This is a genomic window from Enterobacter cloacae complex sp. HYC042_NIDB, assembly GCF_056673315.1.
Genome location: NZ_CP109650.1, coordinates 663,064 through 689,127, shown reverse-complemented (window position 1 = coordinate 689,127; position 26,064 = coordinate 663,064). Strand labels below are relative to the sequence as shown.

Genomic DNA, 26,064 nt, shown 5'->3' with positions numbered 1-26,064 from the left:
GAACCGTTTTTCAGTGCGCGTCTTAACTGGTAACATTAGCCTCTTTTTTTAAGGAGCCTGACATGACTAAGCAGCCCGAAGACTGGCTCGACGACGTTCCCGGTGATGACATCGAAGACGAAGATGATGAGATCATCTGGGTCAGTAAAAGTGAAATTAAACGTGACGCCGAAGAGTTAAAACAGCTTGGCGCTGAAATGGTAGAACTGGGTAAAAACGCGCTGGATAAGATCCCGCTCGACCAGGATCTGCGTGATGCCATTGAACTGGCACAGAAAATCAAGAAAGAAGGCCGTCGTCGCCAGCTTCAGCTTATTGGTAAAATGCTGCGTCAGCGCGACGTGGATCCGATCCGTCAGGCGCTGGACAAGCTGAAAAACCGCCACAACCAGCAGGTTGCGCTGTTCCATAAGCTGGAGCAGATCCGCGATCGTCTGATTGAACAGGGTGATGATGCGGTACCGGAAGTGCTGAACCTGTGGCCGGATGCCGACCGCCAGCAGCTGCGTTCTTTGATCCGCAACGCGAAGAAAGAGAAAGAGGGGAATAAGCCGCCGAAATCCGCGCGTCTGATTTTCCAGTATCTGCGCGAGCTGTCTGAGAACGCAGAGTAATCCCCTCACCCCAAAGGGGAGAGGGAGAAGAGATAATGTAAGCCCGGTAAGCGCTAGCGCCACCGGGCTTTTTTTTACTCTGTGGCCGCGGCTTTCTTCGCCAGACCGTCCAGCAGCTTCTGATGGATCCCACCGAACCCGCCGTTGCTCATCACCAGAATGTGGTCGCCAGGCTGTGCGGCTTTCACCACCATATCCGCTAAGACATCCACGTCCGCGCTCCAGTGCGCAGGCTGAATGCAGGCGTCGGCCACTTCAGCCACCTGCCACGGAATATGCTGCGGCTGCAGCAGGAAGACTTCGTCGGCACGTCCCAGGGACGGCGCGAGGTCGTCTTTGCAGATGCCCATTTTCATGGTGTTCGAGCGCGGTTCCAGCACCGCCAGAATGCGCGCGGTGCCGCCAACCTTGCCACGCAGGGCGGCAAGCGTCGCCAGAATGGCCGTTGGGTGGTGCGCGAAATCGTCATACACCGTCACGCCGTTCGCTTCGCCGCGCAGCTCCAGGCGGCGGCGGGCGTTGATAAACGTCCCCAGCGCATTGGCCGCATCCGCAGGCAGCACGCCCACGTGGCGCGCCGCGGCGATCGCCATCAGGCCGTTGTGCATGTTGTGCTCGCCCACCAGGCCCCACTTCACCTCGCCCACTTTCTCACCGTCGAGCAGTACTTCCCACTCGGAGGCATCAGCGTTGAGTTTTTTCGCCTGCCAGTGGCCCTGCTCGCCCACCAGCTCCTGCTCGCTCCAGCAGCCCATCGCCATGGTCTGCTTCAGGTTGATGTCGTTCTCCGGCAGGATAATGCGGCCCTGGCCCGGAACAATGCGCACCAGGTGGTGGAACTGTTTCTGAATGGCTTTCAGGTCGTCAAAGATATCCGCGTGGTCAAACTCAAGGTTGTTGAGGATCAGCGTGCGCGGGCAGTAGTGCACGAATTTGGAACGCTTGTCGAAGAATGCGCAGTCGTATTCATCCGCTTCAATCACAAAGAACGGGCTGTCGCCGAGACGCGCAGAGACGTCGAAGTTACCCGGCACGCCGCCGATCACGAAGCCCGGCTTGTAGCCGCAGGCTTCGAGGATCCAGGTCGCCATGCCGGCGGTGGTGGTTTTGCCGTGGGTACCGGCTACGGCAACCACCCAGCGGTCGCGCAGCACGAAATCATGCAGCCACTGCGGGCCGGACATGAACGGAATATTGCGTTCCAGCACCGCTTCAACGCACGGGTTACCGCGGGTCATGGCGTTGCCAATGATGACCAGATCCGGCTCGGGATCCAGCTGGCTGGCATCGTAGCCCTGAATTAAAGAGATGCCCTGTTTTTCCAGAAGCGTGCTCATCGGCGGATACACATTGGCGTCCGAACCTGTCACTTCATGGCCCAGCGAGCGCGCCAGCATTGCCAGTCCGCCCATGAAAGTGCCACAAATCCCCAATATATGAATGCGCATACGTCACTATCCTTCTTTAATGTGGCGCACATTTTACTCACATGTTAGCGGCTGTGAAACGCATTTCAGGTAAATCCGTATGTTGCTGGCGCGATTCACCTCTGCGCTACTATTTGAATATTTGTTAAGATTGTTGGGCTTTAGTCGTTTTAGTGAACATACAATCGCTCTACTCACAAAGATGCAGGGAAAGTGTTATGAAAACGTTAGGTGAATTTATTGTCGAAAAGCAGCACGAGTTCTCTCATGCTACGGGTGAACTCACTGCTTTGCTGTCGGCAATAAAGCTGGGCGCTAAGATCATCCACCGTGATATCAACAAGGCCGGTCTGGTCGATATCCTGGGTGCCAGCGGTGCCGAGAACGTTCAGGGCGAGGTTCAGCAGAAACTCGATCTGTTCGCAAATGAAAAACTGAAAGCTGCACTGCGCGCGCGCGACATCGTTGCGGGTATCGCCTCCGAAGAAGAAGATGAAATTGTTGTATTCGAAGGGTGTGAACACGCGAAATACGTCGTACTGATGGATCCGCTCGACGGCTCCTCCAACATCGACGTTAACGTTTCTGTCGGTACCATTTTCTCCATCTACCGCCGCGTCACGCCTGTTGGTACGCCGGTAACCGAAGAAGATTTTCTGCAGCCGGGCAGTAACCAGGTTGCGGCCGGTTACGTCGTTTATGGCTCGTCCACCATGCTGGTCTACACCACCGGATGCGGGGTTCACGCCTTTACCTACGATCCGTCGCTGGGCGTCTTCTGCCTGTGCCAGGAACGTATGCGCTTCCCGGAGAAAGGCAGCACTTACTCCATCAACGAAGGCAACTACATCAAGTTCCCGAACGGCGTGAAGAAGTACATCAAATTCTGCCAGGAAGAAGATAAAGCGACCCAGCGCCCTTACACGTCCCGCTACATTGGCTCTCTGGTCGCGGATTTCCACCGTAACCTGCTGAAGGGCGGTATCTACCTCTACCCAAGCACCGCCAGCCACCCGGACGGGAAGCTGCGCCTGCTGTACGAATGCAACCCGATGGCGTTCCTGGCCGAACAGGCGGGCGGCAAGGCGAGCGACGGTAAACAGCGTATTCTGGACATCGTGCCGGAAAGCCTTCACCAGCGTCGTTCGTTCTTCGTTGGCAACAACCATATGGTTGAAGACGTTGAACGTTTTATCCGTGAGTACCCGGACGCGTAATATCTCTCCCGGGGAGCCAGTCTGGCTCCCCAACACATTTATATATTTTACCGTATAAGTGTTTATAAAAATCACGCTTTAATCTTCACCCCTGCTCCTGCATTATTTCCATAACAGTTTGACATTTATTTCCTGGAGCAGAATTGCAATGAAAAATTATTCCCGGGCTAATACCGGCATTGATTTAAATCTTATCCCTGTATTTATTGAAGTCGTCCGCTGCGGCAGTATGGCAAAAGCCTCTTTGCGCCTGGAGATGTCACGTCCTGCGGTGAGCCTGGCGTTGAAGCGTTTTAATCAACTGTTTGATGAGCCGTTATTTTTCCGCAAAGGTTTATATCTCGAGCCGACTGAAAAAGCGTTAGCGTTAACCAGCTCGCTGGAATTATTAATGGGTGATATTCACGATAATATTGCGGCGGTAAATTCCGCGAGAAATAAAGCCCCGGCACAGAACGCACCGGGGCTGGGAAATATTATGCCGCAGTCTGAGCCGTCACTTTAAATGATGACATGGCTTCCATCAGCTGACGCGACTGCTCCTCAAGGAAGCGGGTCGCGGCGGAGGATTGCTGCACCAGCGCCGCATTCTGCTGCGCGGTTTCATCCATCTGGTTCACCGCAATATTCACCTGCTCGATGCCGCGGCTCTGCTCCTGAGACGCGGTGGCAATTTCACGCATCAGTTTGGTCATCCGCAGCACTTCAGTGGCAATCTCATCCATCGTTTCACCCGCCTGCTGGGCCAGCTCGCTGCCCTCGTTAACGTGGGCCTGCGAATCGCCGATCAGAGAGCGAATCTCTTTCGCCGCGTCGGCGCTGCGGCTGGCAAGGTTGCGGACTTCACCCGCGACCACGGCAAACCCGCGCCCCTGCTCGCCCGCGCGCGCCGCTTCCACGGAGGCGTTAAGCGCCAGAATGTTGGTCTGGAAGGCAATACCGTCAATCACGCTCAGGATGTCGGCGATGCGCGCCGAACTGCCGGAGATATCGCGCATTTTTTCAATCACGTAGCAGACCATTTCGCTGCCGTGATCGGCGGTGTCGGAAACAGACTTCGCCAGCTGGTGCGCCTGCTCGGCGTTGTCGGCGTTAAGCTTCACCGTGGCGGTGATCTGCTCCATGCTGGCGGCGGTCTGCTCCAGCGACGTGGCGGTGGATTCGGTGCGCTCGGCAAGATCCCGGTTCCCCGCCGTCAGCTCGCGGCTGCCGGTATCAATTTGCGAGCTGGCATCGCGAACCCGCAGAACCGAGCTCATCAGCGACTGACGCATCTCCTCTATCGCCGCGTTGAGGCGGTTAAACTCCTGGCTCGCCGGGGCATTCAGCGTGTGGGTTAAATCGCCCGCCGCCACGTTCTCCAGCTGAGCAATCGACGCCGAGAGCGGCTTGAGCAGCATATGGCGCAGCGCCAGCCAGGCGAGCGCGATAATGCCCGCCGTCAGCAGCGCAGCGACAATAATCAGGATCAGCACGCGGGTTTTACTCGCCTGCACGGCGCTCACTTCCGCCTGACCTCGCGCTTCGCTCCATTTCTGAAACGCCTGCACGTCGTTATCGAACTGCTTCGCCACCGGAATCAGCGTGTTCTCCAGCAGATCGTAATAGCTGTCTGCGCTCTGGTCATTCAGGGTTTTCAGCATCGGGCCGATCCCCTGCTGGTTATACGTCGCCAGGCTGGCCGCGACTTTGTCGAGGAGCTGCTGCCCCTGTTCGTCAGCCACGCCGCCGTCAATCACGCCTTTTAACGTTTTCCGGGCCAGGGCGACTTCCTGATTGATGTTTTTTACCGCTTTGGCCGCATCGTCCAGCATGCCGATTTCCATCATGCGGACGGCCTGACCCGCCTCATTGCGCGCGCGCAGGATCAGCGTATAGCCGGTGTTCAGCTGCACCATCTGCTCACCCTGAAGGTGATTAATGCGCTGCAGTGAGGAAGAACTCTGTGTGAGGGCATAAATGCCGATGCCGCTGACAATCAGCAGAAGAAGGGTCATAACGGCCAGTAAAGAGAGCAAGCCGGTACGAATCGATAGCGTTTTAAGCATGATATTATTTCCGGTAGCGAGATATTTCTGGGCATAAAAGAAGAGTATCGGCCGCTACCGGAAAATGTTTAGACTTTAAGCAAATTCAGCGTGTTATCGCTCTGTTACCGATGTGTTTACGCGGGTAACAGGCGAGCTTTGACGGTTCTCCCAGAGCACCGTCAGCCCCCGCTGCAGGGCAATAAAAATAAACAGCAGAATGCCAATGGCGATCTTCGTCCACCACGAGCTGAGCGTGCCGTCAAAGTTGATATAGGTTTGTATCAGCCCCTGAATCGCGACGCCGAACAGCGTCCCCAGCACCGTCCCTACCCCGCCGCTGAGCAGCGTGCCGCCGATAACCACAGAAGCAATCGCATCCAGTTCCACGCCGACGCCTGCCAGGGCATAGCCCGCCTGGGTATACACCGAGAAGACAATACCCGCCAGCGTTGCCAGGCCGGTCGAAAGCATATAGATGCGGATGGTGGTGCTGCGGGTTGAGATCCCCATCAGGTTGGCCGACGTGGCGTTGCCGCCAATGGCGTATACCTGATTGCCGAACCGGGTGCGGTGGGCAAGGAAAATGCCAATCACCACCACGCCCAGCATCAGCAGCCCCATCGCGCTCAGGCGACCGCCGCCGGGGATTTTCCACGCCAGGCTGGAGAGCGTGTCATACACCGGATGGTTAATCGGAATCGACTCCTCAGAAACCAGATAACTTACGCCGCGCAGGAAAAACATCCCGGCCAGCGTGATGATAAAGGCCGGAATTTTCAGCGCGTCGATCAGAAGCCCCATAAAGGCGCCAAACGCGCAGCCCATCGCCAGTACCAGCGGAAACGCCACCAGCGGCGAGATGCCCCAGAAGCCGATCGCCTTCGCGAGGAATACCCCCGTGAACGCGATCACCGACCCGACGGAGAGATCGATCCCGCCGGAGAGGATCACAAAGGTCATGCCGACGGCGATAATGCCTAAAAAGGCGTTGTCCGTCAGAATGTTGCAGATCACGCGCGTTGAGGCAAAACCGGGGAACTGCGTGAGGCAGTAGAGATACCCCAGCACAAACACGCCCAGCGTGATCATTAGCGGTAAATTACGTTTTATCATGGCCACGGATCCCCTTAATGATGCTGACAAAGCGCGGCGACTGGACGATCAGCACGCAGAGTACAACTACCGCTTTTACCACCTGGTTGAGTTCCGGCTGGAATCCCGAGAGCAGGATCCCGGTGTTCATACCCTGAATGATCAGCGCGCCGATCACCGAGAGCAGCAGGTTAAAGCGCCCGCCCATCAGCGACCCGCCGCCGATCACCACCGCGAGGATCGCATCCAGTTCCAGCCAGAGCCCGGCGTTATTGGCATCGGCCCCGCGAATATCGGCGGCGACGATGACACCAGCAATGGCGGCGCAGACGCCGCTCAGCACGTAGGTCAGCATCACCATCAGGCGGGTGTTGACCCCGGCGTTGCGCGCGGCGCGAATGTTGATCCCCACCGCCTCAATAAACATGCCGAGTGCCGTTTTGCGGGTGAAGAGCCAAAAGACAACAAGCGTGACCAGGGCAATAATCACTGGCGTCGGGAAGAACAGAAGGTTGCCGCTGCCAAGCCATGCCAGGCTCGGAGAGTTGAAGGTAACAATCTGCCCCGAGGTGATCAGCTGTGCGACCCCGCGCCCGGCCACCATCAGGATCAGCGTAGCGACAAAGGGCTGAATTTTCAGCACCGCCACCAGAATGCCGTTCCATAGTCCGGCCAGCACGCCGGTGCCTAAGGCCGCCAGCAGTACCACCGGCAGGCTGTGACCGGCCACGGTCATTGAGGCTGCCGTGGCCCCGGCGATAGCCATCACCGCGCCGACGGAGAGATCTATTCCGCCGGTGGCGATCACCAGCGTCATTCCAATCGCCAGCAGCGCCACGGGCGCGGCGCGGTTTAAAATATCGATCGGGCTGCCAAACAGGCGGCCATCCTGAACAATAATCTGGAAGAAATGCGGTGCGACAAGGCTATCTACCAACAGCACCACCAGCAGCGCTGCAATTTGCGGCGTGCCGGTTGGCCAGCTAAAGCGGCGCTTTGACTCACCGGTTTGCGAAAGCGAACGGGACATCACGATTCACTCCTTACGCCGCGATGGCATTCATGATTGCCGGAACGGACAGTTTATCCAGCGGGATCTCTGCCACCTGTTTGCGATCGCGCATGATGATGACGCGATCGGCATAGCCCACCAGCTCCTCCAGCTCGGATGAGATAACCAGCAGGGCCAGCCCGTCCGCACAGAGCGTTTCGATAAGCCGGATAATTTCGGCGTGCGCGCCCACGTCGATACCGCGCGTCGGCTCGTCAAGGATCAGGAACTGCGGTTTGGTCAGCAGCCAGCGGGAGAGCAGCACCTTCTGCTGGTTACCGCCGGAGAGAAATTCAATCGGCTGTTCCGCGCTCGGGGTGCGGATGCCGAGCTGGCGGATAAAGCGCTCGGCGATGGCGTTTTGCTCTTTACGAGGGATCGGGCGTAGCCAGCCGCGCTGGGCCTGCAGGGCCAGGATGATATTTTCCCGCACCGAGGCGGCGGCAATGATGCCGTCCGTTTTCCGGTCTTCCGGGCAGAAGCCAACGCCCAGACAGGAGGCCTGATGCGGCGATCGCAGGGTTTGCGGTTTGCCCTTGATCAGCGCGGTGCCGCTGTCGGCAGGCTTGATCCCGAAGATCACCTCGGCGGTTTCGGTTCGGCCCGAGCCTAGCAGGCCCGCCAGCCCGACAATTTCGCCGGGACGCACCTCAAGGTTAAACGGCGATATCACGCCTTTCTTGCCGTAATCGCTGAACGCGGCAACCGGTTTTTCACTCAGCAGCGTGCGGCCCGCGCGCTGGAGCGCGTTGGTTTCCAGCTCGCGGCCCAGCATCATTTTCACCAGCTCGATCTGCGGCAGCTCGCGGGTTTCGCGGCAGCCGACAAAGCTGCCGTTGCGCAGCACCGTAATGCGGTCGCTCACCTCATACACCTGATCGAGGAAGTGCGTGACGAAGATCAGGCTCACGCCCTGATCGCGCAGCTGGCGCATCAGGGTGAAGAGCATCTCCACTTCCTGGGTATCGAGGCTGGCGGTGGGTTCATCGAGGATCAGCACCTTCGCAGAGAGATCGATCGCGCGACAGATGGCGACGATCTGCTGCATCGCCACGGAAAAGCGGTTCAGCGGCTCGCGAACGTCGAGGGAGAAGCCGTAGGACTTCATCAGCTTCGTGGCGCGCGCCTCCATCTCTTTGCGGCGCAGCAGGCCAAAGCGGCGTGGCTCGCGGCCAATAAACAGGTTGTCCGCCACCGACATATTCGGCAGCAGGTTCACTTCCTGGTAAACCGTCCCGATCCCCAGCTGCTGGGCGTGGGCGGTATTTTTTGGCGAAATAGCGTTGCCTTCCAGCCAGATGGTGCCGCGATCGGCGTGATAAACGCCGGTCAGCGATTTAATCAGCGTCGATTTTCCCGCGCCGTTCTCGCCCAGCAGCGCCATGATTTCACCGCGCCGCAGGCTGAAATCAACGCTATCCAGCGCCTTTACGCCGGGGAAGAATTTACTCAAGCCCTCTGTGCGGAGGATTTCCTGGTGTTGTTCAGTTTTCATATTCACGTCCCCGGCACGTTCCCGTAGGCCGGGTAAGCGCAGCGCCACCCGGCAATTTCACTGGATCAGTAGCCCATATTTTTCTTCTTCTCTAACTCTTCTTTCGCTGTATCAGGCAGGTAGAGCGTGGACTTGGTGACGGTCACCTTCTCAGGCATCGTTCCGTCTTTCTTGAATTTCTCCAGCGCGTCGAATGCCGGGCCCGCCATGTTCGGCGTCAGCTCGACGCTGGCATTGGCTTCACCGTCGATCATCGCTTTGTAGATGTCCGGCACGCCGTCGATAGAGCCGGTGAGGATATCTTTGCCCGGCTTCAGGCCCGCTTCTTTAATCGCCTGAATCGCCCCGATCGCCATGTCATCGTTGTGGGCGTAAACCATGCAGATATTCTTGCCGTTGTTTTCAGCCTTGATAAAGCTCTCCATGACCTCTTTACCCTTACTGCGGGTAAAGTCGCCGGACTGGGAGCGGATAATCTTGATGTTTGGCGCTTTGGCAATGGCCTCAGCAAACCCTTTCTTACGGTCGATGGCCACGCTCGCGCCGACGGTGCCCTGCAGTTCAACGACGTTACACGGTTTGCCGTCGACCTGTTTAATCAGCCAGTCGCCAATTAACTGCCCTTCAAGCACGTTATTAGCGGTGACGGTGGTCATATAGAGAGATTTGTCTTTAACATCGATGGAACGGTCGAGCAGGAAGACCGGAATTTCAGCGTCTTTCGCTTCCTTCAGAACCGGTTCCCAGCCGGTCGCCACCACTGGCGCAATAAAGATGGCATCCACGCCCTGGGCGATAAACGAGCGCACGGCTTTGATCTGGTTTTCCTGCTTTTGCTGACCATCGGCGATTTTCAGAGTGATGCCGCGTTTCTGAGCCTCGCTTTTCGCAACGTTGGTTTCCGCCGCACGCCAGCCGGATTCAGAGCCAACTTGCGAAAAACCTACGGTTAAGGGAGCGGCCATCGCCATAGACGACATGGCTGCCGAAACTGCTGTGACAAGAAGTAAGCGCTTCCACATATGAGCGTCCTCGTAGGGGTGTTTATTGTTGGTTAAAAGATGTTCTGCGAAATGACTATAGCCAATGAAATATGTAACGAATTGCGTTACATCACACTTCAGTAAAGTGAATAAAATGTTAATCACAAGTTTGTAATCGCTTTCATTTCACCATTAAAAATGCGGCTGAGTTTATGGATTTTCCTGTCATGGAAACGGTCTGAAAAGTGGGGCTTGCGGGGATAGAAAGCGAAAAGAGGCGGAGACATTCAGCGTGAGTTGGCTATAATACCTGCCACTTGTTTACCATCCATTTTAAAGGACACCGACATGAGCTTACTCAACGTCCCAGCGGGTAAAGAACTGCCAGAAGACATCTACGTTGTTATTGAAATCCCGGCCAACGCAGATCCAATCAAATACGAAATCGACAAAGACACCGGTGCGCTGTTCGTTGACCGTTTCATGTCTACCGCCATGTTCTATCCGTGCAACTACGGCTACATCAACCACACCCTGTCTCTGGACGGTGACCCGGTTGACGTGCTGGTTCCAACGCCATACCCACTGCAGCCTGGCTCCGTCATTCGCTGCCGTCCTGTTGGCGTGCTGAAGATGACTGACGAAGCGGGTGAAGATGCGAAGCTGGTTGCGGTACCGCACACCAAGCTGAGCAAAGAGTACGATCACATTAAAGATGTGAATGACCTGCCAGAGCTGCTGAAAGCGCAGATCGCCCACTTCTTCGAGCACTACAAAGACCTCGAAAAAGGTAAATGGGTTAAGGTTGACGGCTGGGACAACGCAGAAGCGGCGAAAGCAGAAATCATCGCCTCCTTCGAACGCGCTGCTAAGAAGTAATTCTTACTGTCGATTGATGAAAGCCCCGCATACAGGGGCTTTTTTTATCTTTGTTAAAAGCAGCATACATTAGCTTTTAAGATAAATCCCGTTCCCTTTGGCTTTCATGTTAATACAACAAAGACACCCTCTCATTTATGGTGGGAGTGGTTGAATAGGCTGTCAATTAATCACATACTGTCATAATGAGCATTAATCCCCATTGATTACAGGATTCATATGTCATCCATTAACATTGATGTTGCCCGCCCAACTGGAATTTACTTTATTATTGAAAGGCTATATTCCCGCGATGGACTTATGCCTTCCGTTGGGGAAATCAGCCCCTCTTTGACACAGGTACACCGCACTGTCATTCAGCTAAAACGCAAGCAAGATATGTTTATGGATGGTGTTAAGGTTACCCCAAAAGATATTACACTTTGGCAACAGATAAAATATCTTACGGGCTCGAAAGTAACGACCAAAGATACAGATACGTTAGTGTATACGACTGATTTTATCGGCTCTCTTGTTGCCACTACACCTTTAGGCAATATTGAGCATGAAAATATTCCTCGCTTCCTCACGACAGAGTCTATTCACTCCCTTCCTCAGGCGGTGAGCTATGGGCGTGATCCCATCCCACAGGTCCTTCTTTATGGACAATGGTGGTAAAGGAACGCCAACCGCTATTGCAAAATATAATCACAACAATCGTGACCTTGCCATAATCAAAGATCAGCTGGAGGCCAGTAAAACGATGAAGGAACTGCTTTCTAAGGGAGCAAAATTATGAGTAAGAAAATCCATATCGTAAGTCTACTCGTCATTATTATTGCCTCCTTTATCTTTGGCAGAAGTACGTATACTCAATATCTGGCATGGTATTATGGAAGCGATAATTTAATATTCAGCGAAATAAACAGATCCTTACTATCCAGTTTATTTAACGGGCTTTACTTCGCTCTTTCAGCAAGTATTATTTATACGTTACTCACTCTATTAAAAAGAATTCCAGCGAATATTGTCACTTCTTGTCTGCTTCAGTTCTGTATTAACATCGGGCTATATACGCTTTTTGTTGCAGTAGATAGAGGATATAGTAAATTACATACTTTAAGCTCGGGTGCTACTGATATCACCCACAGCTATTTTTTAGGAGCGTTGCTGACGAGCACGCTTCTGACCGTCGCGATCGTGAGCGTTATACATGCTAAGTTTCTTTCTTCAAAGCATAAAGATGGGCTACATAAAGGCGTTTGACTGTTACGGCAAAGACAGCAAATGGCAGTATCTCTGCATCCTGACATTCCAACTTGCCTGGTTTTTGTTTTACTTATGGATCCCTTATCGAAGCGATTATGCGATTTTGCTGTTTTTATTGTTTTTCCTGCCCGTCATATCAAGCAATACGCGATGCATAAACTACTATGGCCGTTCACGCGCCTTGTGTTTTTTATGGCTTATTGCCCCATACATCATGCTGTTCGTTCCTCTTTTTTTAACCCGACGCAGGGATACAGAAGAGAATTGAAACTGAAAAAAACAACGCCACCTCACGGTGGCGTTGTCGTTTTTCAGTACTGGTCTCTGTCTAACCAGTTACCGCTTACAATCCGCGTTAACCCGTCGACCGGACGCTGGTAGACATACATCCACGCGCTTCCGTACGGTGTCTGGATCAACTGGCGAGCGTATTCACCGCCCCTGGTGCGCAAGGCATCAAGTTCGGCAAGTGTAGCATTATCAATACGATAAACTTCACCCTGTACTGTTCCTTCGCCGGGAACCGCGCCTGGATAGTGGCCCAGGCTGTACAACTGGTAGTTCTCGATATTGTAATTCCCCAGTAGCTGGGCATTGGTCATCCAGTGACTGTTGCCTTGCCTGGTTCGTAAACTGCCGTAGACAAATATTCGCATTGCTAAAACTCAAACTGATAGAGCAGATCAAGTGCCTGGTCTACGCCGGACACTGCTTCCAGATATAGCTTAGGCATCAGGCGATAGCGTAACGTGAGTGTTGCCAGTGAGTCAAAGATCCCCACACCATATTTTACCTGCAGACCCGGCAGTACATAGCCGCTGACCACCACCTGCGAGGAGTCACCCACGCCCTGGGTGTCCAGCGCCAGATTGCTTACGCCGAACGTCTCGCCGATTTTACCCACAACCTGCCCACTTTGTGCAACCCCCAGACCGACCAACATTGAGGTCATCGCCGCACTGTCGCTTTGTCCGCTGTCCAGACCTTGTCCGCGCAGCAGATAAGAGAGGGCTTCCTGCTGCGACATCGCCGGGTCGGAGAAGATCTCCGCCTTCGGTTCGTCGGCAGAGCCGGTGACGCGTACGCCAGCAATGACGTCGTTTTCCGTCGCTTCCGGGTTACGAATCGCTTCGATGTTCAACAGCGGTTGATCCGGTGGGCCGGAGAACAGCAGCTCGCCTTTACGGACAATCAGATCCTGACCATAGGCATGGAAACGCCCTTCAGGAATATTGATCTGCCCGTTGAGGCCAAGCCCTTGTTTATCCTGCGCCACTTTCAGGTCGCCCGTGAGCCTCGCCTTCAGCCCAAACGCATCCAACCGCACGTTATTTCCCACGTGCACGATAAGGTTACTATTAATCGGTATACCAGCGCTCTTCTCTTCGGCAGGTTTCAGATTTTCATTGAGCATAACTTCATCACTGGAGACGCCGACCGCGCTTTCCGGCACCTCGTGAACCACGATGCGCGCCCACGGCACGTCCACGCGACCATCCAGGGTGAAGAGGCTTGGCGTCGCCTCAAAGACCACGTCCGGCGAGACGTCCAGGCGCACCATTGGCGGTACGGTGATGCGCACCTTACTGCCTTTCGCGGCAATACGGGCGCGCCAGTTGTCGAGCTGGCTCCAGTCCGCGTCGCCGCTCAGGTTGATTTGCCCCTGCTGAGTTAATACCGAGCCGTTCAGCGTCGAGCTCATGCCGTTGAAGTTCATCGCAATCTGGCTGGGCTGCATATCGAATGGCATAAAGTTACCGTCGATATCCACACCGCTGAGCCGCAGCTGGCCGAACAGCTGAGGGCTTTGCGCGTTGCCCGCCAGGCGCAGGTTGGCATTCACCATGCCCTCGGCTTTTTCCCCGCGGGCGAAGATCGGGTTGACCATCGCCAGGTTGAAGTTACGAATATTGACGTTGCCGCCCAGATTGCGCCGCCCCTGCGGATCGGTAATCTGTATCTGCCCGTCCATCTGGCCGTTGTTGGTCAGACGGATAAGCCACCCCAGCTCTGCACGGTTGTTATGCAGGTCTGCACTCACATTCAGGGTGTCGAAGGCCACCGGCAGCGGCGCGTCGTTGACTTCCTGCGTTACCTTCACGTTGCGCCCGGAAAGCGTGACGCTGCCCTGTGGAAGCCCCTCTTTGGTGGTGTCCCAGGCGACATCGGCTTTCCCGCTGAAGACGCCGCTGGCCTGCGTGGTGTCCGGCATAAACGGTTTCAGCATCGCCAGATCGAAGCGGTTCAGGTTGATCTGCGCGCGCCCTTCCGCCCCCGCATCAATGGTCTGCGGCACGCACAGCTCCGCGTTCGGGTTGGTCCAGCAGTGAGGCCCGATGCTGATCTTCTGCTCGGCGTTGCGGTAGTCCAGCGCAATGGAGCGCGAGAGCGCCAGCGGCCCCACCGGGGTGTTGAAGCGGGTGTTGTCCAGCGTTCCTTTCCAGCGCGTTTCCTTCCGGTCGAAGCTGCCGGTCAGGTGAAGCTGGCCGGAGACGGGCTCGCCCTGCACGCGCAGCTGGAGGTCGTGCTGCTTCTCGTTCCCTTTGGCGTCCAGAGTCACCAGGCTAATGTTCACGTCCGGCTGGGAAATGCGCTCCACGCGCAGGTTCAGGTTGCCGCCGATCTGATCGGTGGATTTCACATCCCCTTCCACGCGGACGCGGGCAACGCTCAGCTCCTGCCAGCGCAGATTGTTGGCGGTGATATCTGCCAGCAGCTGCGGCGCGTCCACGGTGCCGCGCACTTTCACAAGTCCTTTCGCCGTACCGCCCAGACCCGGCAGGGCGTTATCCAGATTTGGCGCGTCGATAGTGGCGTCAAGATTGAGATCTTTTACCCCCAGCTCGCCTTTGATATCCGCCGTGTTGCGGCCCAGCGCCACGTGCAGTCCCGGGATAATCCACTGCAGGTAGCTGTTGCCCTTCACCGAGCCTTCTACGTTCACCTTGTTCTGCTTCACGTTCCCGGTGAGCTTGATTTCCGGCACGTCCATCTGCCACGTGCCGCCGTAGAGGCTGCCGCGGGTTTTGATCAGCCCGTCCAGCTTCGACGGCCAGTCCGGCACCTCTTTGGCGGTGTTAATTCCCGTCAGCTTCAGCTCGCCGCGCCAGCTGATCGCCTGCTGCCAGTCGAGCAGCGCGGTCAGTTCCGTTTTGCCTTCCAGCGCCGCGACGGTCAGCTTGTCGAGGTTAACCTGCTGTTCATTGCCTTTTGCATCCAGCGTGATGGTCGCGGGCGGCACGCCCTGCCCCTTCACCGCAGTGCGGAACGAGAGCGTGTAGTCGGTCATCTTGCCGCTCAGCTTCAGCTTCAGATCGTCGGCCTGATACTGTTTTTCGCCAGTAAACGGCCAGTTAAGCTGCTTGCTGACAACCTCCAGATTGAGCGGCAGCCCGGCTTCCGCCAGCTGGGTTTGCGCGCGCAGGGCCATGTCTACCGGGCCGGAGAGATTCACCCCGATATCCAGCTTCTCGCGCAGCGCCCCGCCCACTTTAACCTTCACTTTTTCGCCCTTCAGCGGGTCGATATTCAGGGCGCTATTGAGGGTGATATCCACCGGCCAGCTGTCGCGCAGCAGGGCGTTGCCTGACGCGTTCACCGAGCCCTGGTTGGTATCGATATCCAGCGCGTCGAGCTTCATGTTGCCGTCAATGCTGCTGACTTTCAGCAGCATGTTAAAGACCGTCAGATCGGTGTCGCCGGTCAGGCGCAGCTGTTCGCCTTTGAACTCCTCAATGTTGAGGTTCAGCGGCAGATGCACGTCGGTCATTTCAGGCAGGACAGGCTTCGAGAAGAGTTCTTTCAGCGTTTCGCCCAGCGGCTTCTCTTCCGGCTGCGGGTTCTGGATCTTCGGTTCGACGATCTCTTCCTGCGCCACGTCCGCCACTTTCGGCAGCGCGATCAGCAACCCTTGCAGCGAGGTTGGCGTCAGGGTGAGGTTTTTCTCCTGCCAGCGCAGGCCGGAGGTGAAGTCCATCACCGAAACGGTAGTGTCGTCGATTTTGATATTGACGTTATCGAGCGCCACCCGATAGAGGGCAATCGGGTATGGCGTGGAGAGATTCAGCGGGCCGCTGTCCTCTTCCTCAACCGGCGCAGACTTCGGCATTTTCTTTGAGTCTATCGCCACGTTGACGTCTTTTAGCGACAGATCGTTCACGCAGAGCTTGCTGTCCCGCAGGCAGCCCAGCTTCACCGCGAGATGGAATTCCCCGGCGTTGACCGCCACGCCCGGCTGCTCGTAGCGGATGTTCTTCAGACGCAGGTCTCGCCAGCCGCCCGTTACCTGACCAATTTCCAGCCCCGGCACCCAACGGTTAGCGGCGTTAAACAGCAGATGCAGCCCGGTCGTCGTTCCCACCAGAAACGCCACCGTACCGAGCAGCAGCACGATAAAAATCAGCACCCCGAGGCTTATTTTCTTCCATAAACTCATAATTCAGGCCCCAGACCGATGTAAAACTGTAATCCGTGTTCATCTTTGTCGCCCACCGGCACGGCGAAGTCGAGCTTGATGGGTCCGACGGGTGACTGCCAGCGTACGCCCACGCCTGCACCGGTTTTGAAATCGCTGCGGCGGATATCGTTCACCGCTTCACCACCGTCAACAAACATGGCACCCCACCACTTGCCGCTGACGTTGTACTGATACTCCAGCGATCCGGTCGCCAGTTTGGATGCCCCGGTCAGCTGGCCTTTTTCGTTTTCAGGTGAGATCGATTTGTACTTATACCCGCGAATGCTGCGGTCGCCCCCGGCGAAGAAGCGCAGGTCCGGCGGAACGCGCTCGAAATCACCCGTCTCAATCCAGCCGAGATTGCCGCGCATCACAAAGCGGTGTTTGTCATACAGCGTGCGGATCCAGACGTTTTGCGCCTGCACCACCGTGAAGTCGACGTCAGAGCCCCACATCGTATTGGAGTAGTCGATAGAGTACCGCTGTGAATCACCCCAGGTTGGCATCAGGCCGCCGCGCGAGCGGGTGCGGCTGATCATCACGCCCGGATAAAGCAGCATAGTGGTGTTGGTGACGTTTGCCTGGGTAAAGTGATCAAGGCTCCAGCGCAGGTTAATGGCGCGCTGCCAGCCGCTGGAGAGATCCCAGAAGCGTGAAACCGCAAGCGTTGTCGAGTCCTGCTCGGTATCGTTCAAATCGGTACGCTTAAAGCCGCCCTGCACCAGGTAATATTGCTCAAGCGGGTTTTTCAGCAGCGGTATTTTATAGCTGAAATCAAGCTGCTGTTCCGGTGCGGAAATGCTGGCGCTGGTGGTCAGGCTGTGGCCGTAGGAGTTCATCCACGGCTTTTTCCAGGAGGTCTTCACGCGCGGACCGACGTCTGTCGAGTAGCCAACACCGGTCTCAATGGTGTTCTCGGTGCGCGGCGAGACAACGCCATGCAGCGGCAACACCTTGGTTTTGCGAGACTTATCAAATTCCGGTGCGACAACCACGGAGTTAAACCAGCCGGTAGCGGAGAGGCGACGGTTCAGCTCCGCCAGATCGCTCGACTGGTAGTAATCGCCTTTTTTAAACGGCACGAGGTTTTGCAGATACTCTTCACGAATTTGCGAACCTTCAAACGTTACATCGCCAAAGCGGTAGCGCTCACCGCTGTCGTAGTCAATATCCCAGAAGGCCTGACGTCGCTCCAGCGCAATGCCCAGCTGGCTTTTATTGAACTGGCTGTCGAAGTAGCCCTTGCGCAGGGAGACGCTCGTCAGCTCTTTTTTGAAGTGGTCGTAGTCACCGTGGTTGAGCACGGTGCCGATTTTCGGCCGCGTGCTGAGCAGGTCCAGGTAGTCGCGGTCGGTACGCGCGCCGCCGCGCAGGATGACGTTCGTGCCGCCAATCAGCACCGGCTCGCCCGGCGAGACGCGGGCAATAAGCACCTGACGCCCCTTCTTTGGCGGCGGGCGGAGATCGAAATCAATGGTGGGTTCGTAATACCCCAGCGCTTTTAGCCCTTCACGGATCGCGTCATCCACGCGCGCGCGAAAACGCCGGTCCGGCGTCACCTCATCGCTCTGGATGGTCGACAGCTGCGCACGCACGTTTTTTTCCAGCGTCCCGGATAACCCCTCAACCTGCAAACGGACATTCGCCGCGCTGGCAACCCCGCTTGTCAGCAATACACTGACTAAACATAACTGGCGGATTTTTGTCACGTTTTCTCCTGAATATCCCTTTTCCACCCTGGAAGCAAATGAAGCGCCGCCGTGCGGCAAAATACGGCCTGGAAGCCAAAAACCCAAATCGTGGGTTGAAAACGGGTGTAACACCCAAATATTTCTTATGATTAAATCTAGTCTCATTCAGCGCATTTATTGTGTTCAATTAAACGCTTCGTGACAACCTTAACCGAAACATCGCACCCCGGGAGGCCCCATCGTGAGTTTATTCGACAAGAAGCATCTGGTTTCACAAGCTGATGCATTACCGGGACGCAACACCCCTATGCCTGTGGCGACCTTACACGCCGTCAATAACCATTCAATGACCAACGTTCCTGATGGAATGGAAATCGCCCTGTTCGCCATGGGCTGCTTCTGGGGCGTTGAGCGCCTCTTCTGGCAGTTGCCCGGCGTTTACAGTACCGCGGCCGGCTACACGGGCGGTTATACGCCGAATCCAACCTACCGCGAAGTCTGCTCCGGCGAAACCGGCCATGCGGAAGCGGTACGCGTGGTATATGACCCGACGGTCATCAGCTACGAACAGCTCCTGCAGGTCTTCTGGGAAAACCACGACCCGGCGCAGGGCATGCGTCAGGGCAACGACCACGGCACACAGTATCGCTCGGCCATTTATCCGCTCACGCCTGAGCAGGACGCCGCTGCGCGCGCCAGCCTTGAGCGGTTCCAGCAGGCCATGCGTGAAGCAGGCGATACGCGCGAGGTGACCACGGAAATCGCCACCGCGAAGCCGTTCTACTATGCCGAGGACGATCATCAGCAGTATCTGCACAAAAACCCGTACGGCTACTGCGGCATCGGGGGCATCGGCGTCTGCCTGCCGCCACAGCTGGCCTGATTATTAACCGTTAAAACGTCACCCGTACCGGACAGCGCACGCTGTCCGGTCTGTTTTATGCCAAAAATGTGACCTCTGGCAGATTTACATCTCTTTACGCTATACTACCGCTGAAATAATCGGCTCAACGCTACGAGCTGACGTTCTACGTGTTTTCACACAAATGGTATCAACTCCCCTTCTGAGGATCTGGCGAGAAGCCGGATAAACTATGTTAAACAGTATTTTAGTAATACTTTGTCTTATTGCCGTCAGTGCATTTTTCTCGATATCTGAGATCTCGCTGGCCGCGTCCCGTAAAATCAAACTGAAGCTGCTTGCCGACGAGGGCAACATCAATGCCACCCGCATCCTGAAAATGCAGGAAAACCCCGGCATGTTCTTCACCGTGGTGCAGATTGGCCTTAACGCGGTCGCCATTCTCGGCGGTATCGTGGGCGATGCGGCCTTTTCTCCAGCGTTTTATAGCCTCTTTGTCAAATACATGTCCGCTGAGCTTGCCGAACAGCTGAGCTTTATTCTCTCCTTCTCGCTGGTAACCGGCCTGTTCATCCTCTTTGCAGACCTGACCCCGAAACGCATCGGTATGATTGCGCCAGAAGCTGTAGCTTTGCGTATCATCAACCCGATGCGCTTCTGTCTGTATGTGTTTCGTCCGCTGGTGTGGTTCTTCAACGGCCTGGCGAACGTGATTTTCCGCATCTTTAAGCTGCCAATGGTGCGTAAAGACGACATCACCTCTGACGACATTTATGCGGTGGTGGAAGCCGGCGCGCTGGCCGGGGTGCTGCGTAAGCAGGAACACGAGCTGATTGAGAACGTATTTGAACTGGAATCCCGTACCGTGCCCTCTTCCATGACGGGCCGCGAAAACATTATCTGGTTCGATTTACATGAAGATGAGCAGAGCCTGAAGAACAAAGTGGCGCAGCATCCTCACTCCAAGTTCCTGGTCTGTAATGAAGATATCGACCACATCATCGGTTACGTCGACTCCAAAGACCTGCTGAACCGCGTGCTGGCAAACCAGAGCCTGGCGCTCAACAGCGGCGTGCAGATCCGCAATACCCTGATTGTGCCGGACACCCTGACGCTCTCCGAAGCGCTGGAAAGTTTCAAAACCGCCGGGGAAGACTTCGCGGTGATCATGAACGAATACGCGCTGGTGGTGGGTATCATCACGCTGAACGACGTGATGACCACGCTGATGGGAGACCTGGTTGGCCAGGGACTGGAAGAGCAGATTGTTCAGCGTGACGATAATTCATGGCTGATCGACGGCGGTACGCCGATTGAAGACGTCATGCGCGTGCTGGATATCGACGAGTTCCCGCAGTCCGGTAACTACGAAACCATCGGCGGCTTTATGATGTTTATGCTGCGTAAAATCCCGAAACGCACCGACTCGGTGAAGTTCTCCGGCTACAAGTTTGAGGTGGTGGATATTGATAACTACCGCATCGACCAGCTGCTGGTGACGCGTATTGACAACAAGCCGACCGTACTGGTGCCGAAGCTGCCGGACGCGGAAGAGAAGGTGTCGGCGTAACGTTCCTGCCCCCACAAACATCAACGGCTCCCATCGGGAGCCGTCTTTTTAACTACCTACTGCATAGCACGTTGGTTAAGCCATCTCAGTTTGCAGACGCATAACCTGACGGTTGACTTCGGACATCACAGACAGGTGCTGTTTGTCCTTCACTTTTGGGACAAGGATCTTGCCCTTATCAAACTCAAAAGCGCCAACATCCTTGATGTACAACCGTCCACGGAACAGGATCTTCACGTACTTCGCCACCTGAAGCGGGTTGTAGCGTTGGAAAATTTTCATTCTTGTATCTCCTGCGAATCATACGCTCTTGCGGTGCCACAATCGGCCCGACTGTCCTGAGCGCAAATTTTGATGCCCAATGACTATAGACCAGAACTACGGTGTTACCCAGTGTGCATAAGTTTATTTACCGTTTGATTACAATTATTCAGAATAATCTTTGCAAAGCGTGAGAGAGAGCAGTATAAGCCGTCGTTTTTTCATGGATATGTGCGTTCACCCGCAAACTGGCACTGGGATTGCGGGAAAACCACATTGATCGCACTTATGATTAAAAGCGTATGACCAAGTGGTCGGATCACCTGCAAACAATAAGGAAACGCCATGACCCTACGTAACATCCTTGCGGCAGCCTGCCTGCTGCTGCCCCTGTGTGCTTCCGCTCACAGCATTGAAAAAGGACAACGTGTACCGCCAGTCGGCATTGCTGACCGGGGAGAATTGATTCTCGACAATGATAAGTTTAGCTATAAAGCCTGGAATAGCGCGCAGCTCGCGGGCAAAGTGAGAGTTGTACAACATATTGCCGGTCGTACATCCGCAAAAGAGAAGAATGCCAACCTCGTGGAGGCGATCAAGGCCGCAAAATTCCCTCATGACCGCTACCAGACCACCACGATTGTGAACACCGATGATGCCATTCCGGGCTCCGGGATGTTTGTGCGCTCAAGCCTTGAGAGCAATAAAAAGCTCTACCCGTGGTCGCAGTTTATCGTTGACAGCAATGGCGTGACGCGTAAGGCCTGGCAGCTTGAGGAAGAGAGCTCCGCGATTGTCGTGCTGGATAAGGACGGTCGCGTGCAGTGGGTGAAAGACGGCGCGTTAACTCAGGAAGAGGTGCAGCAGGTTGTCGCCCTGCTGCACAAACTGCTGGCTCAGTAAAGAGAGACGCGGAAGCCGGGGTTGAGGAATGATTCGCGCGGGGTATAGTCCAGCGGCTTGCCCTGCCAGTCATGGACATGCGCCCCGGCGGCCGCGGCAACGGCATGGCCTGCCGCGGTATCCCAGACGTTGGTTGGCCCAAAGCGCGGATACAGCTGCGCCTGACCTTCCGCCACCAGGCAGAATTTCAGCGACGAGCCAATCGAGGTGGTCTGGTGTTCACCCAGCTGTTGCAGGTATTCCTCCAGCTCGCTGTCGCTGTGCGAGCGGCTAATCACCACCAGCGGTGGACGGGCATCGCGCACCTGGATCTGCTTGCGTACGCCGCACTCCTCCTTCCAGGCCTTCCCTTCTGCGGCGCTGTACATCACCTTCATTACCGGCGCGTAGACCACGCCGAGCACCGCTTTACCCTTCTCAATCAGGGCAATATTGACGGTGAACTCACCGTTGCGCTTGATGAACTCTTTTGTCCCGTCCAGCGGATCGACCAGCCAGTAGCGCTGCCAGTGCTGGCGCTCGTCCCAGCTTTGCGGCGCTTCTTCAGACAGGACGGGGATATCCGGCGTTAAGGTCTGCAGACCTTGCAGGATCACCTTATGCGCCGCGATATCGGCCGCCGTGACCGGGGAGTCGTCCGCCTTGCTGACGACCTCCATCGGTTTAACACCGTCATACACCTGCATGATGGCATCTCCCGCATCCCGTGCGAGCTGACAAATCTTATCTAGCATTTTCCACCTCTTTGTTAACGCAGTGAGGTTAACTCTTTGTTTTAGTTATATCGTAATGTGAATAATTCCGCTATCTGTGAAGCAATTCCGGTTTCAGGTCGCTTTTTTCTGTCAGGATTCACATTTCTGTAAGCAACAAACGATAGATACATACTCTTTTGTGGAACGGATCGAAAAAAGGACTCCTCTGATGATTAAGTTTAGTGCAACGCTTCTGGCGACGCTGATTGCAGCGAGCGTGCAGGCGGCGACGGTAGATCTGCGTATTCTGGAAACGACCGATCTGCACAGCAATATGATGGACTTCGATTACTACAAAGATACCCCTACGGAAAAATTCGGACTGGTACGTACAGCAAGTTTGATCAACGCCGCGCGGGGTGAAGTCAAAAATAGCGTGCTGGTGGACAACGGCGATCTCATTCAGGGCAGCCCGCTTGGCGATTACATGGCGGCGAAAGGTCTGAAGAAAGGCGAGATCCATCCGGTTTATAAAGCGATGAACACGCTGGACTATGCCGTCGGCAACCTGGGCAACCACGAATTCAACTACGGCCTGAAATACCTGCACGATGCGCTTGCCGGCGCGAAGTTCCCGTACGTTAACGCCAATATCATCGACGTTAAGACGCAAAAGCCGCTCTTTACCCCTTACCTGATTAAAGAGAGTGAAGTTGTCGATCGGGACGGTAAAAAGCAGACGCTGAAAATCGGCTATATCGGCTTCGTACCGCCGCAGATCATGACCTGGGATAAAGCCAACCTCGACGGCAAAGTGACCGTTAATGACATTACCGAAACCGCGCGCAAGTACGTGCCGGAAATGCGCGCGAAAGGCGCAGATCTGGTGGTGATTGTCGCCCACTCGGGTCTCTCCGCCGATCCGTATCAGGCCATGGCGGAGAACTCCGTTTATTATCTGAGCGAAGTCCCGGGCGTTGACGCGATCCTGTTCGGCCACGCTCACGCTGTTTTCCCGGGCAAAGATTTTGCCAGCATTAAAGGGGCGGATATCGAGAAAGGGACGCTCAACGGCGTGCCGTCTGTGATGCCGGGCATGTGGGGCGACCACCTTGGCGTGGTGGATCTGGTGCTAAATAACGACAGCGGCAGCTGGAAGGTGACGCAGTCAAAAGCCGAAGCGCGCCCAATTTACGACGCGGCGGCTAAAAAATCCCTGGCAGGTGAAGATAAAAAGCTGGTCGACGTGCTGAAGCACGACCACGACGCCACCCGCGAATTCGTCAGCAAGCCGATCGGCAAATCCGCCGACAACATGTACAGCTACCTGGCGCTGGTGCAGGACGATCCGACCGTTCAGGTGGTCAACATGGCCCAGAAAGCCTATGCCGAACACTTTGTTCAGGGCGATCCGGATCTGGCAAAACTGCCGGTGCTGTCTGCCGCTGCGCCATTCAAAGTGGGCGGACGCAAGAACGACCCGGCAAGCTATGTTGAGGTCGAAAAAGGCCAGCTGACCTTCCGTAACGCCGCCGATCTCTATCTCTACCCGAATACCCTGGTGGTGGTTAAAGCCACGGGGAAAGAGGTGAAGGAGTGGCTGGAGTGCTCCGCCGGGCAGTTTAACCAGATCGACCCGAAGAGCAGTAAACCACAGCCGCTGATTAACTGGGACGGCTTCCGCACGTACAACTTCGACGTGATCGACGGCGTAAATTACCAGATTGACGTCACCCAGCCGGCGAAATATGACGGCGAGTGCCAGGCGATTAACCCGCAGGCCGAACGCATCAAAAACCTGACGTTCAACGGCAAGGCGATCGACCCGAATGCCACCTTCCTGGTGGTAACCAATAACTACCGTGCCTACGGCGGCAAGTTTGCCGGTACGGGAGATAGCCACATCGCTTTTGCGTCACCGGACGAAAACCGCTCGGTGCTGGCGGCGTGGATCGGCGCGGAGTCGAAGAAGGCGGGCGAAATTCACCCGGCGGTGGATAACAACTGGCGTCTTGCGCCAATCCACAGCGATGCGAAACTGGATATCCGCTTTGAAACGTCACCGTCCGATAAGGCAGCCGCGTTTATTAAGGATAAGGCGCAGTATCCGATGAAGAAGGTTGCGACGGATGATATCGGGTTCGCGATTTATCAGGTGGATTTGAGCAGGTAGCGGTGATTGTGCCGGGTAAGGCGAAACCGCCACCCGGCTTTTACGCCGCACGCTCATCCCGATTCGCCATCACCTTCGGCGTATTGACTTCAATCCAGTCCGCCAGCGCGGCGACTTTCTCGCTCACCTCGTTGCCCATCGGTGTCAGGCTATACTCGACGTGCGGCGGCACGACCGGATACGACACGCGATCGACAAACCCGTCCTGCTCCAGCGCCTGAAGCGACAGGGACAGCATCTTTTCGCTCACCCCGCCCATTTTATGGCGCAGCTCGCTAAAACGGTGCGTTCCTCCGCGCAGAGCCAGCAGGATCAGCACGCCCCAGCGGCTGGTAACGTGTTTAAGCACCTCCCGTGAAGGGCACTGTTCCGCGAAGAGATTGCCATCGCGCATTTGCTCGCTGAGCGTTGGGATCGTTTTTTTCATACTTACCTTTTTGTACGTACTTACTAAAAGTTAGCTATGGTGATAGTGTGCCACAACACCAGACAAACACGAAGGAGATTTATCATGATCGCGATTACCGGCGCTACCGGCCAGCTTGGCCAGCACGTTATTGAAGAACTGCTGAAAACCGTTCCAGCAAACCAGATTGTTGCCATTGTTCGTAACCCGGCGAAAGCTGAAGCGTTAAGCAACCAGGGTATTGTGGTTCGTCAGGCGGATTACACCGATAAGGCCGCCTTTACTGCCGCGCTGAGCGGCGTGGAAAAGCTGCTGCTCATCTCCTCCAGCGAAGTGGGCCAGCGCGCGACCCAGCACCAGAACGTGATCAACGCCGCCAAAGCGGCAGGCGTGAAATTTATCGCCTACACCAGCCTGCTGCACGCGGATAAATCACCGTTGGGTCTGCACGTTGAACATGTCGCCACTGAAAAAGCGCTGGCGGCGTCCGGCATTCCTTATGCCCTCCTGCGCAACGGCTGGTACACCGAAAACTACCTGGCGAGCGCGCCGCCTGCGCTGGAACACGGCGTATTCATTGGTGTCGCAGGCGAAGGCAAAATTGCCTCTGCCACCCGCGCAGACTATGCCGCGGCGGCAGCCAAAGTGATCGCTGAAGAGGGTCATGCGGGCAAGGTATACGAACTGGCAGGCGACCACGGCTGGACATTGAGCGAGCTGGCGGCGGAACTGAGCAAGCAGAGCGGTAAACCTGTGGCGTATCAAAACCTGAGCGAAGCGGACTTTGCAGCCGCATTGAAGAGCGTGGGTTTACCCGCTGGGCTGGCGGATATGCTGGCGGACTCCGACGTGGGCGCGTCCAAAGGCGGCCTGTTTGACGACAGCCGTACCCTGAGCAAGCTGATTGGCCGCCCGACTACACCGCTGGCGGAGAGCGTCAAAGCCATTCTGTAATTGTTACGGATTGGTTATTTTTTGTGGCATCCCCTCGGGTCATCTCTGATAATGTAG

General features: G+C 55.7%; 24 protein-coding genes. 12 read left to right on the top strand and 12 right to left on the bottom strand.

The annotated features are described in order from the left end of the window. Positions 1 to 62 precede the first annotated feature (62 nt). Positions 63 to 614 (top strand): ribosome biogenesis factor YjgA, encoded by a 552-nt coding sequence (yjgA, locus tag OKF39_RS03310; RefSeq protein ID WP_028015295.1) that lies wholly within the window; start codon positions 63 to 65, stop codon positions 612 to 614. A gap of 74 nt (positions 615 to 688) precedes the next feature. Here yjgA and mpl read toward each other — a convergent pair whose 3' ends face one another. Continuing rightward, positions 689 to 2,062 carry a UDP-N-acetylmuramate:L-alanyl-gamma-D-glutamyl-meso-diaminopimelate ligase gene (gene mpl, locus OKF39_RS03305; RefSeq protein ID WP_069733187.1) on the bottom strand — a complete coding sequence of 458 codons (1,374 nt, stop codon included), beginning with the start codon at positions 2,060 to 2,062 and terminating at the stop codon, positions 689 to 691. A 197-nt stretch (positions 2,063 to 2,259) separates the two neighbouring features. Between mpl and fbp the strand changes: the two genes are divergently transcribed. Both fbp and OKF39_RS03295 read left to right on the top strand, forming a co-directional pair. Then, the gene (gene fbp, locus OKF39_RS03300) at positions 2,260 to 3,258 is read left to right on the top strand and encodes a class 1 fructose-bisphosphatase (protein WP_028015293.1); all 999 of its coding nucleotides are present in this window, start codon (positions 2,260 to 2,262) and stop codon (positions 3,256 to 3,258) included. Between the two features lie 148 nt (positions 3,259 to 3,406). Further along, entirely contained in the window at positions 3,407 to 3,763 is a 357-nt protein-coding gene (locus OKF39_RS03295) for a helix-turn-helix domain-containing protein (protein ID WP_048958953.1), read from the top strand. Here OKF39_RS03295 and OKF39_RS03290 read toward each other — a convergent pair. The 5 genes from OKF39_RS03290 to ytfQ all read right to left on the bottom strand — a co-directional run bounded on the left by OKF39_RS03290 (position 3,735) and on the right by ytfQ (position 9,948). After that, a complete protein-coding gene (locus OKF39_RS03290) occupies positions 3,735 to 5,306 on the bottom strand; it encodes a methyl-accepting chemotaxis protein (protein WP_479983467.1) in 1,572 nt (523 codons plus the stop codon). The two genes, OKF39_RS03295 and OKF39_RS03290, sit on opposite strands and share 29 nt — an antisense overlap. A 93-nt stretch (positions 5,307 to 5,399) precedes the next feature. Then, positions 5,400 to 6,401 carry a galactofuranose ABC transporter, permease protein YjfF gene (gene yjfF / locus OKF39_RS03285; protein WP_023293434.1) on the bottom strand — a complete coding sequence of 334 codons (1,002 nt, stop codon included), beginning with the start codon at positions 6,399 to 6,401 and terminating at the stop codon, positions 5,400 to 5,402. Further along, entirely contained in the window at positions 6,388 to 7,413 is a 1,026-nt protein-coding gene (gene ytfT / locus OKF39_RS03280) for a galactofuranose ABC transporter, ATP-binding protein YtfT (RefSeq protein WP_162196517.1), read from the bottom strand. Before ytfT ends, yjfF begins: the two co-directional genes overlap by 14 nt. Positions 7,414 to 7,423: 10 nt before the next feature. Then, positions 7,424 to 8,926: a galactofuranose ABC transporter, ATP-binding protein YtfR gene (gene ytfR / locus OKF39_RS03275; RefSeq protein WP_028015289.1), complete on the bottom strand. Its 1,503-nt coding sequence runs from the start codon at positions 8,924 to 8,926 to the stop codon at positions 7,424 to 7,426. Between the two features lie 65 nt (positions 8,927 to 8,991). Next, positions 8,992 to 9,948, bottom strand: coding sequence for a galactofuranose ABC transporter substrate-binding protein YtfQ (gene ytfQ, locus OKF39_RS03270; protein ID WP_021240696.1), 957 nt, complete (start codon positions 9,946 to 9,948; stop codon positions 8,992 to 8,994). 309 nt (positions 9,949 to 10,257) lie between these two features. On the opposite strand from ytfQ, the gene ppa reads away from it, so the two are divergent. The 4 genes from ppa (at position 10,258) to OKF39_RS03250 (ending at position 12,033) form a co-directional block, all read left to right on the top strand. Then, a complete protein-coding gene (gene ppa / locus OKF39_RS03265; protein WP_041911466.1) occupies positions 10,258 to 10,788 on the top strand; it encodes an inorganic diphosphatase in 531 nt (176 codons plus the stop codon). A 219-nt stretch (positions 10,789 to 11,007) separates the two neighbouring features. Then, entirely contained in the window at positions 11,008 to 11,445 is a 438-nt protein-coding gene (locus tag OKF39_RS03260) for a hypothetical protein (protein WP_479983466.1), read from the top strand. Further along, on the top strand, positions 11,429 to 11,566 hold the full coding sequence (locus OKF39_RS03255; RefSeq protein ID WP_479983465.1) for a hypothetical protein: 138 nt from the start codon (positions 11,429 to 11,431) through the stop codon (positions 11,564 to 11,566). Before OKF39_RS03260 ends, OKF39_RS03255 begins: the two co-directional genes overlap by 17 nt. After that, positions 11,563 to 12,033, top strand: coding sequence for a hypothetical protein (locus tag OKF39_RS03250; RefSeq protein WP_248218951.1), 471 nt, complete (start codon positions 11,563 to 11,565; stop codon positions 12,031 to 12,033). Before OKF39_RS03255 ends, OKF39_RS03250 begins: the two co-directional genes overlap by 4 nt. 314 nt (positions 12,034 to 12,347) lie before the next feature. On the opposite strand, the gene OKF39_RS03245 is transcribed toward OKF39_RS03250, so the two are convergent. The 3 genes from OKF39_RS03245 to tamA are packed head-to-tail and all read right to left on the bottom strand — an operon-like array spanning position 12,348 to position 18,201. Beyond that, positions 12,348 to 12,692 (bottom strand): gamma-glutamylcyclotransferase family protein, encoded by a 345-nt coding sequence (locus tag OKF39_RS03245; protein ID WP_008501424.1) that lies wholly within the window; start codon positions 12,690 to 12,692, stop codon positions 12,348 to 12,350. Positions 12,693 to 12,694: 2 nt separating this feature from the next. Beyond that, on the bottom strand, positions 12,695 to 16,471 hold the full coding sequence (gene tamB, locus OKF39_RS03240) for an autotransporter assembly complex protein TamB (RefSeq protein ID WP_479983464.1): 3,777 nt from the start codon (positions 16,469 to 16,471) through the stop codon (positions 12,695 to 12,697). Then, positions 16,468 to 18,201, bottom strand: a complete 1,734-nt coding sequence (gene tamA, locus OKF39_RS03235; protein ID WP_045259622.1) for an autotransporter assembly complex protein TamA — start codon at positions 18,199 to 18,201, stop codon at positions 16,468 to 16,470. The genes tamB and tamA overlap by 4 nt, the downstream gene beginning before the upstream one ends. A 223-nt stretch (positions 18,202 to 18,424) precedes the next feature. On the opposite strand from tamA, the gene msrA reads away from it, so the two are divergent. Further along, a complete protein-coding gene (gene msrA / locus OKF39_RS03230) occupies positions 18,425 to 19,066 on the top strand; it encodes a peptide-methionine (S)-S-oxide reductase MsrA (RefSeq protein ID WP_028015284.1) in 642 nt (213 codons plus the stop codon). Positions 19,067 to 19,277: 211 nt separating this feature from the next. Further along, positions 19,278 to 20,615 carry a polyamine export protein PaeA gene (gene paeA / locus OKF39_RS03225; RefSeq protein WP_028015283.1) on the top strand — a complete coding sequence of 446 codons (1,338 nt, stop codon included), beginning with the start codon at positions 19,278 to 19,280 and terminating at the stop codon, positions 20,613 to 20,615. Positions 20,616 to 20,690: 75 nt separating this feature from the next. On the opposite strand, the gene OKF39_RS03220 is transcribed toward paeA, so the two are convergent. Next, entirely contained in the window at positions 20,691 to 20,897 is a 207-nt protein-coding gene (locus OKF39_RS03220) for a DUF1107 domain-containing protein (protein WP_008501430.1), read from the bottom strand. Positions 20,898 to 21,221: 324 nt separating this feature from the next. Between OKF39_RS03220 and OKF39_RS03215 the strand changes: the two genes are divergently transcribed. Next, a complete protein-coding gene (locus tag OKF39_RS03215) occupies positions 21,222 to 21,779 on the top strand; it encodes a YtfJ family protein (RefSeq protein WP_479983463.1) in 558 nt (185 codons plus the stop codon). Here the strand turns inward: OKF39_RS03215 and cysQ are convergent. Next, entirely contained in the window at positions 21,773 to 22,513 is a 741-nt protein-coding gene (cysQ, locus tag OKF39_RS03210) for a 3'(2'),5'-bisphosphate nucleotidase CysQ (protein ID WP_126345995.1), read from the bottom strand. The two genes, OKF39_RS03215 and cysQ, sit on opposite strands and share 7 nt — an antisense overlap. Before the next feature lie 190 nt (positions 22,514 to 22,703). Between cysQ and OKF39_RS03205 the strand changes: the two genes are divergently transcribed. Next, on the top strand, positions 22,704 to 24,647 hold the full coding sequence (locus OKF39_RS03205) for a bifunctional 2',3'-cyclic-nucleotide 2'-phosphodiesterase/3'-nucleotidase (RefSeq protein WP_136486784.1): 1,944 nt from the start codon (positions 22,704 to 22,706) through the stop codon (positions 24,645 to 24,647). Between the two features lie 40 nt (positions 24,648 to 24,687). On the opposite strand, the gene OKF39_RS03200 is transcribed toward OKF39_RS03205, so the two are convergent. Next, positions 24,688 to 25,074: a winged helix-turn-helix transcriptional regulator gene (locus tag OKF39_RS03200; protein WP_479983462.1), complete on the bottom strand. Its 387-nt coding sequence runs from the start codon at positions 25,072 to 25,074 to the stop codon at positions 24,688 to 24,690. 84 nt (positions 25,075 to 25,158) lie between these two features. Here OKF39_RS03200 and OKF39_RS03195 point away from each other — a divergent pair, with 84 nt between their 5' ends. After that, entirely contained in the window at positions 25,159 to 26,007 is an 849-nt protein-coding gene (locus tag OKF39_RS03195; protein ID WP_479983461.1) for an SDR family oxidoreductase, read from the top strand. Positions 26,008 to 26,064: the final 57 nt, after the last annotated feature.

Excerpts from the sequence above, each read along its gene's own strand:
- yjgA (WP_028015295.1), top strand. The coding sequence starts at position 63 with ATGACTAAGCAGCCCGAAGACTGGCTCGACGACGTTCCCGGTGATGAC.
- yjfF (WP_023293434.1), bottom strand. The coding sequence starts at position 6,401 with ATGATAAAACGTAATTTACCGCTAATGATCACGCTGGGCGTGTTTGTG.
- paeA (WP_028015283.1), top strand. The coding sequence starts at position 19,278 with ATGTTAAACAGTATTTTAGTAATACTTTGTCTTATTGCCGTCAGTGCA.
- OKF39_RS03205 (WP_136486784.1), top strand. The coding sequence starts at position 22,704 with ATGATTAAGTTTAGTGCAACGCTTCTGGCGACGCTGATTGCAGCGAGC.
- OKF39_RS03260 (WP_479983466.1), top strand. The coding sequence starts at position 11,008 with ATGTCATCCATTAACATTGATGTTGCCCGCCCAACTGGAATTTACTTT.
- fbp (WP_028015293.1), top strand. The coding sequence starts at position 2,260 with ATGAAAACGTTAGGTGAATTTATTGTCGAAAAGCAGCACGAGTTCTCT.
- OKF39_RS03245 (WP_008501424.1), bottom strand. The coding sequence starts at position 12,692 with ATGCGAATATTTGTCTACGGCAGTTTACGAACCAGGCAAGGCAACAGT.
- tamB (WP_479983464.1), bottom strand. The coding sequence starts at position 16,471 with ATGAGTTTATGGAAGAAAATAAGCCTCGGGGTGCTGATTTTTATCGTG.
- ytfQ (WP_021240696.1), bottom strand. The coding sequence starts at position 9,948 with ATGTGGAAGCGCTTACTTCTTGTCACAGCAGTTTCGGCAGCCATGTCG.
- OKF39_RS03250 (WP_248218951.1), top strand. The coding sequence starts at position 11,563 with ATGAGTAAGAAAATCCATATCGTAAGTCTACTCGTCATTATTATTGCC.
- OKF39_RS03290 (WP_479983467.1), bottom strand. The coding sequence starts at position 5,306 with ATGCTTAAAACGCTATCGATTCGTACCGGCTTGCTCTCTTTACTGGCC.
- ytfR (WP_028015289.1), bottom strand. The coding sequence starts at position 8,926 with ATGAAAACTGAACAACACCAGGAAATCCTCCGCACAGAGGGCTTGAGT.
- ppa (WP_041911466.1), top strand. The coding sequence starts at position 10,258 with ATGAGCTTACTCAACGTCCCAGCGGGTAAAGAACTGCCAGAAGACATC.
- OKF39_RS03255 (WP_479983465.1), top strand. The coding sequence starts at position 11,429 with ATGGACAATGGTGGTAAAGGAACGCCAACCGCTATTGCAAAATATAAT.
- OKF39_RS03200 (WP_479983462.1), bottom strand. The coding sequence starts at position 25,074 with ATGAAAAAAACGATCCCAACGCTCAGCGAGCAAATGCGCGATGGCAAT.
- OKF39_RS03220 (WP_008501430.1), bottom strand. The coding sequence starts at position 20,897 with ATGAAAATTTTCCAACGCTACAACCCGCTTCAGGTGGCGAAGTACGTG.
- OKF39_RS03295 (WP_048958953.1), top strand. The coding sequence starts at position 3,407 with ATGAAAAATTATTCCCGGGCTAATACCGGCATTGATTTAAATCTTATC.
- mpl (WP_069733187.1), bottom strand. The coding sequence starts at position 2,062 with ATGCGCATTCATATATTGGGGATTTGTGGCACTTTCATGGGCGGACTG.
- OKF39_RS03195 (WP_479983461.1), top strand. The coding sequence starts at position 25,159 with ATGATCGCGATTACCGGCGCTACCGGCCAGCTTGGCCAGCACGTTATT.
- cysQ (WP_126345995.1), bottom strand. The coding sequence starts at position 22,513 with ATGCTAGATAAGATTTGTCAGCTCGCACGGGATGCGGGAGATGCCATC.
- OKF39_RS03215 (WP_479983463.1), top strand. The coding sequence starts at position 21,222 with ATGACCCTACGTAACATCCTTGCGGCAGCCTGCCTGCTGCTGCCCCTG.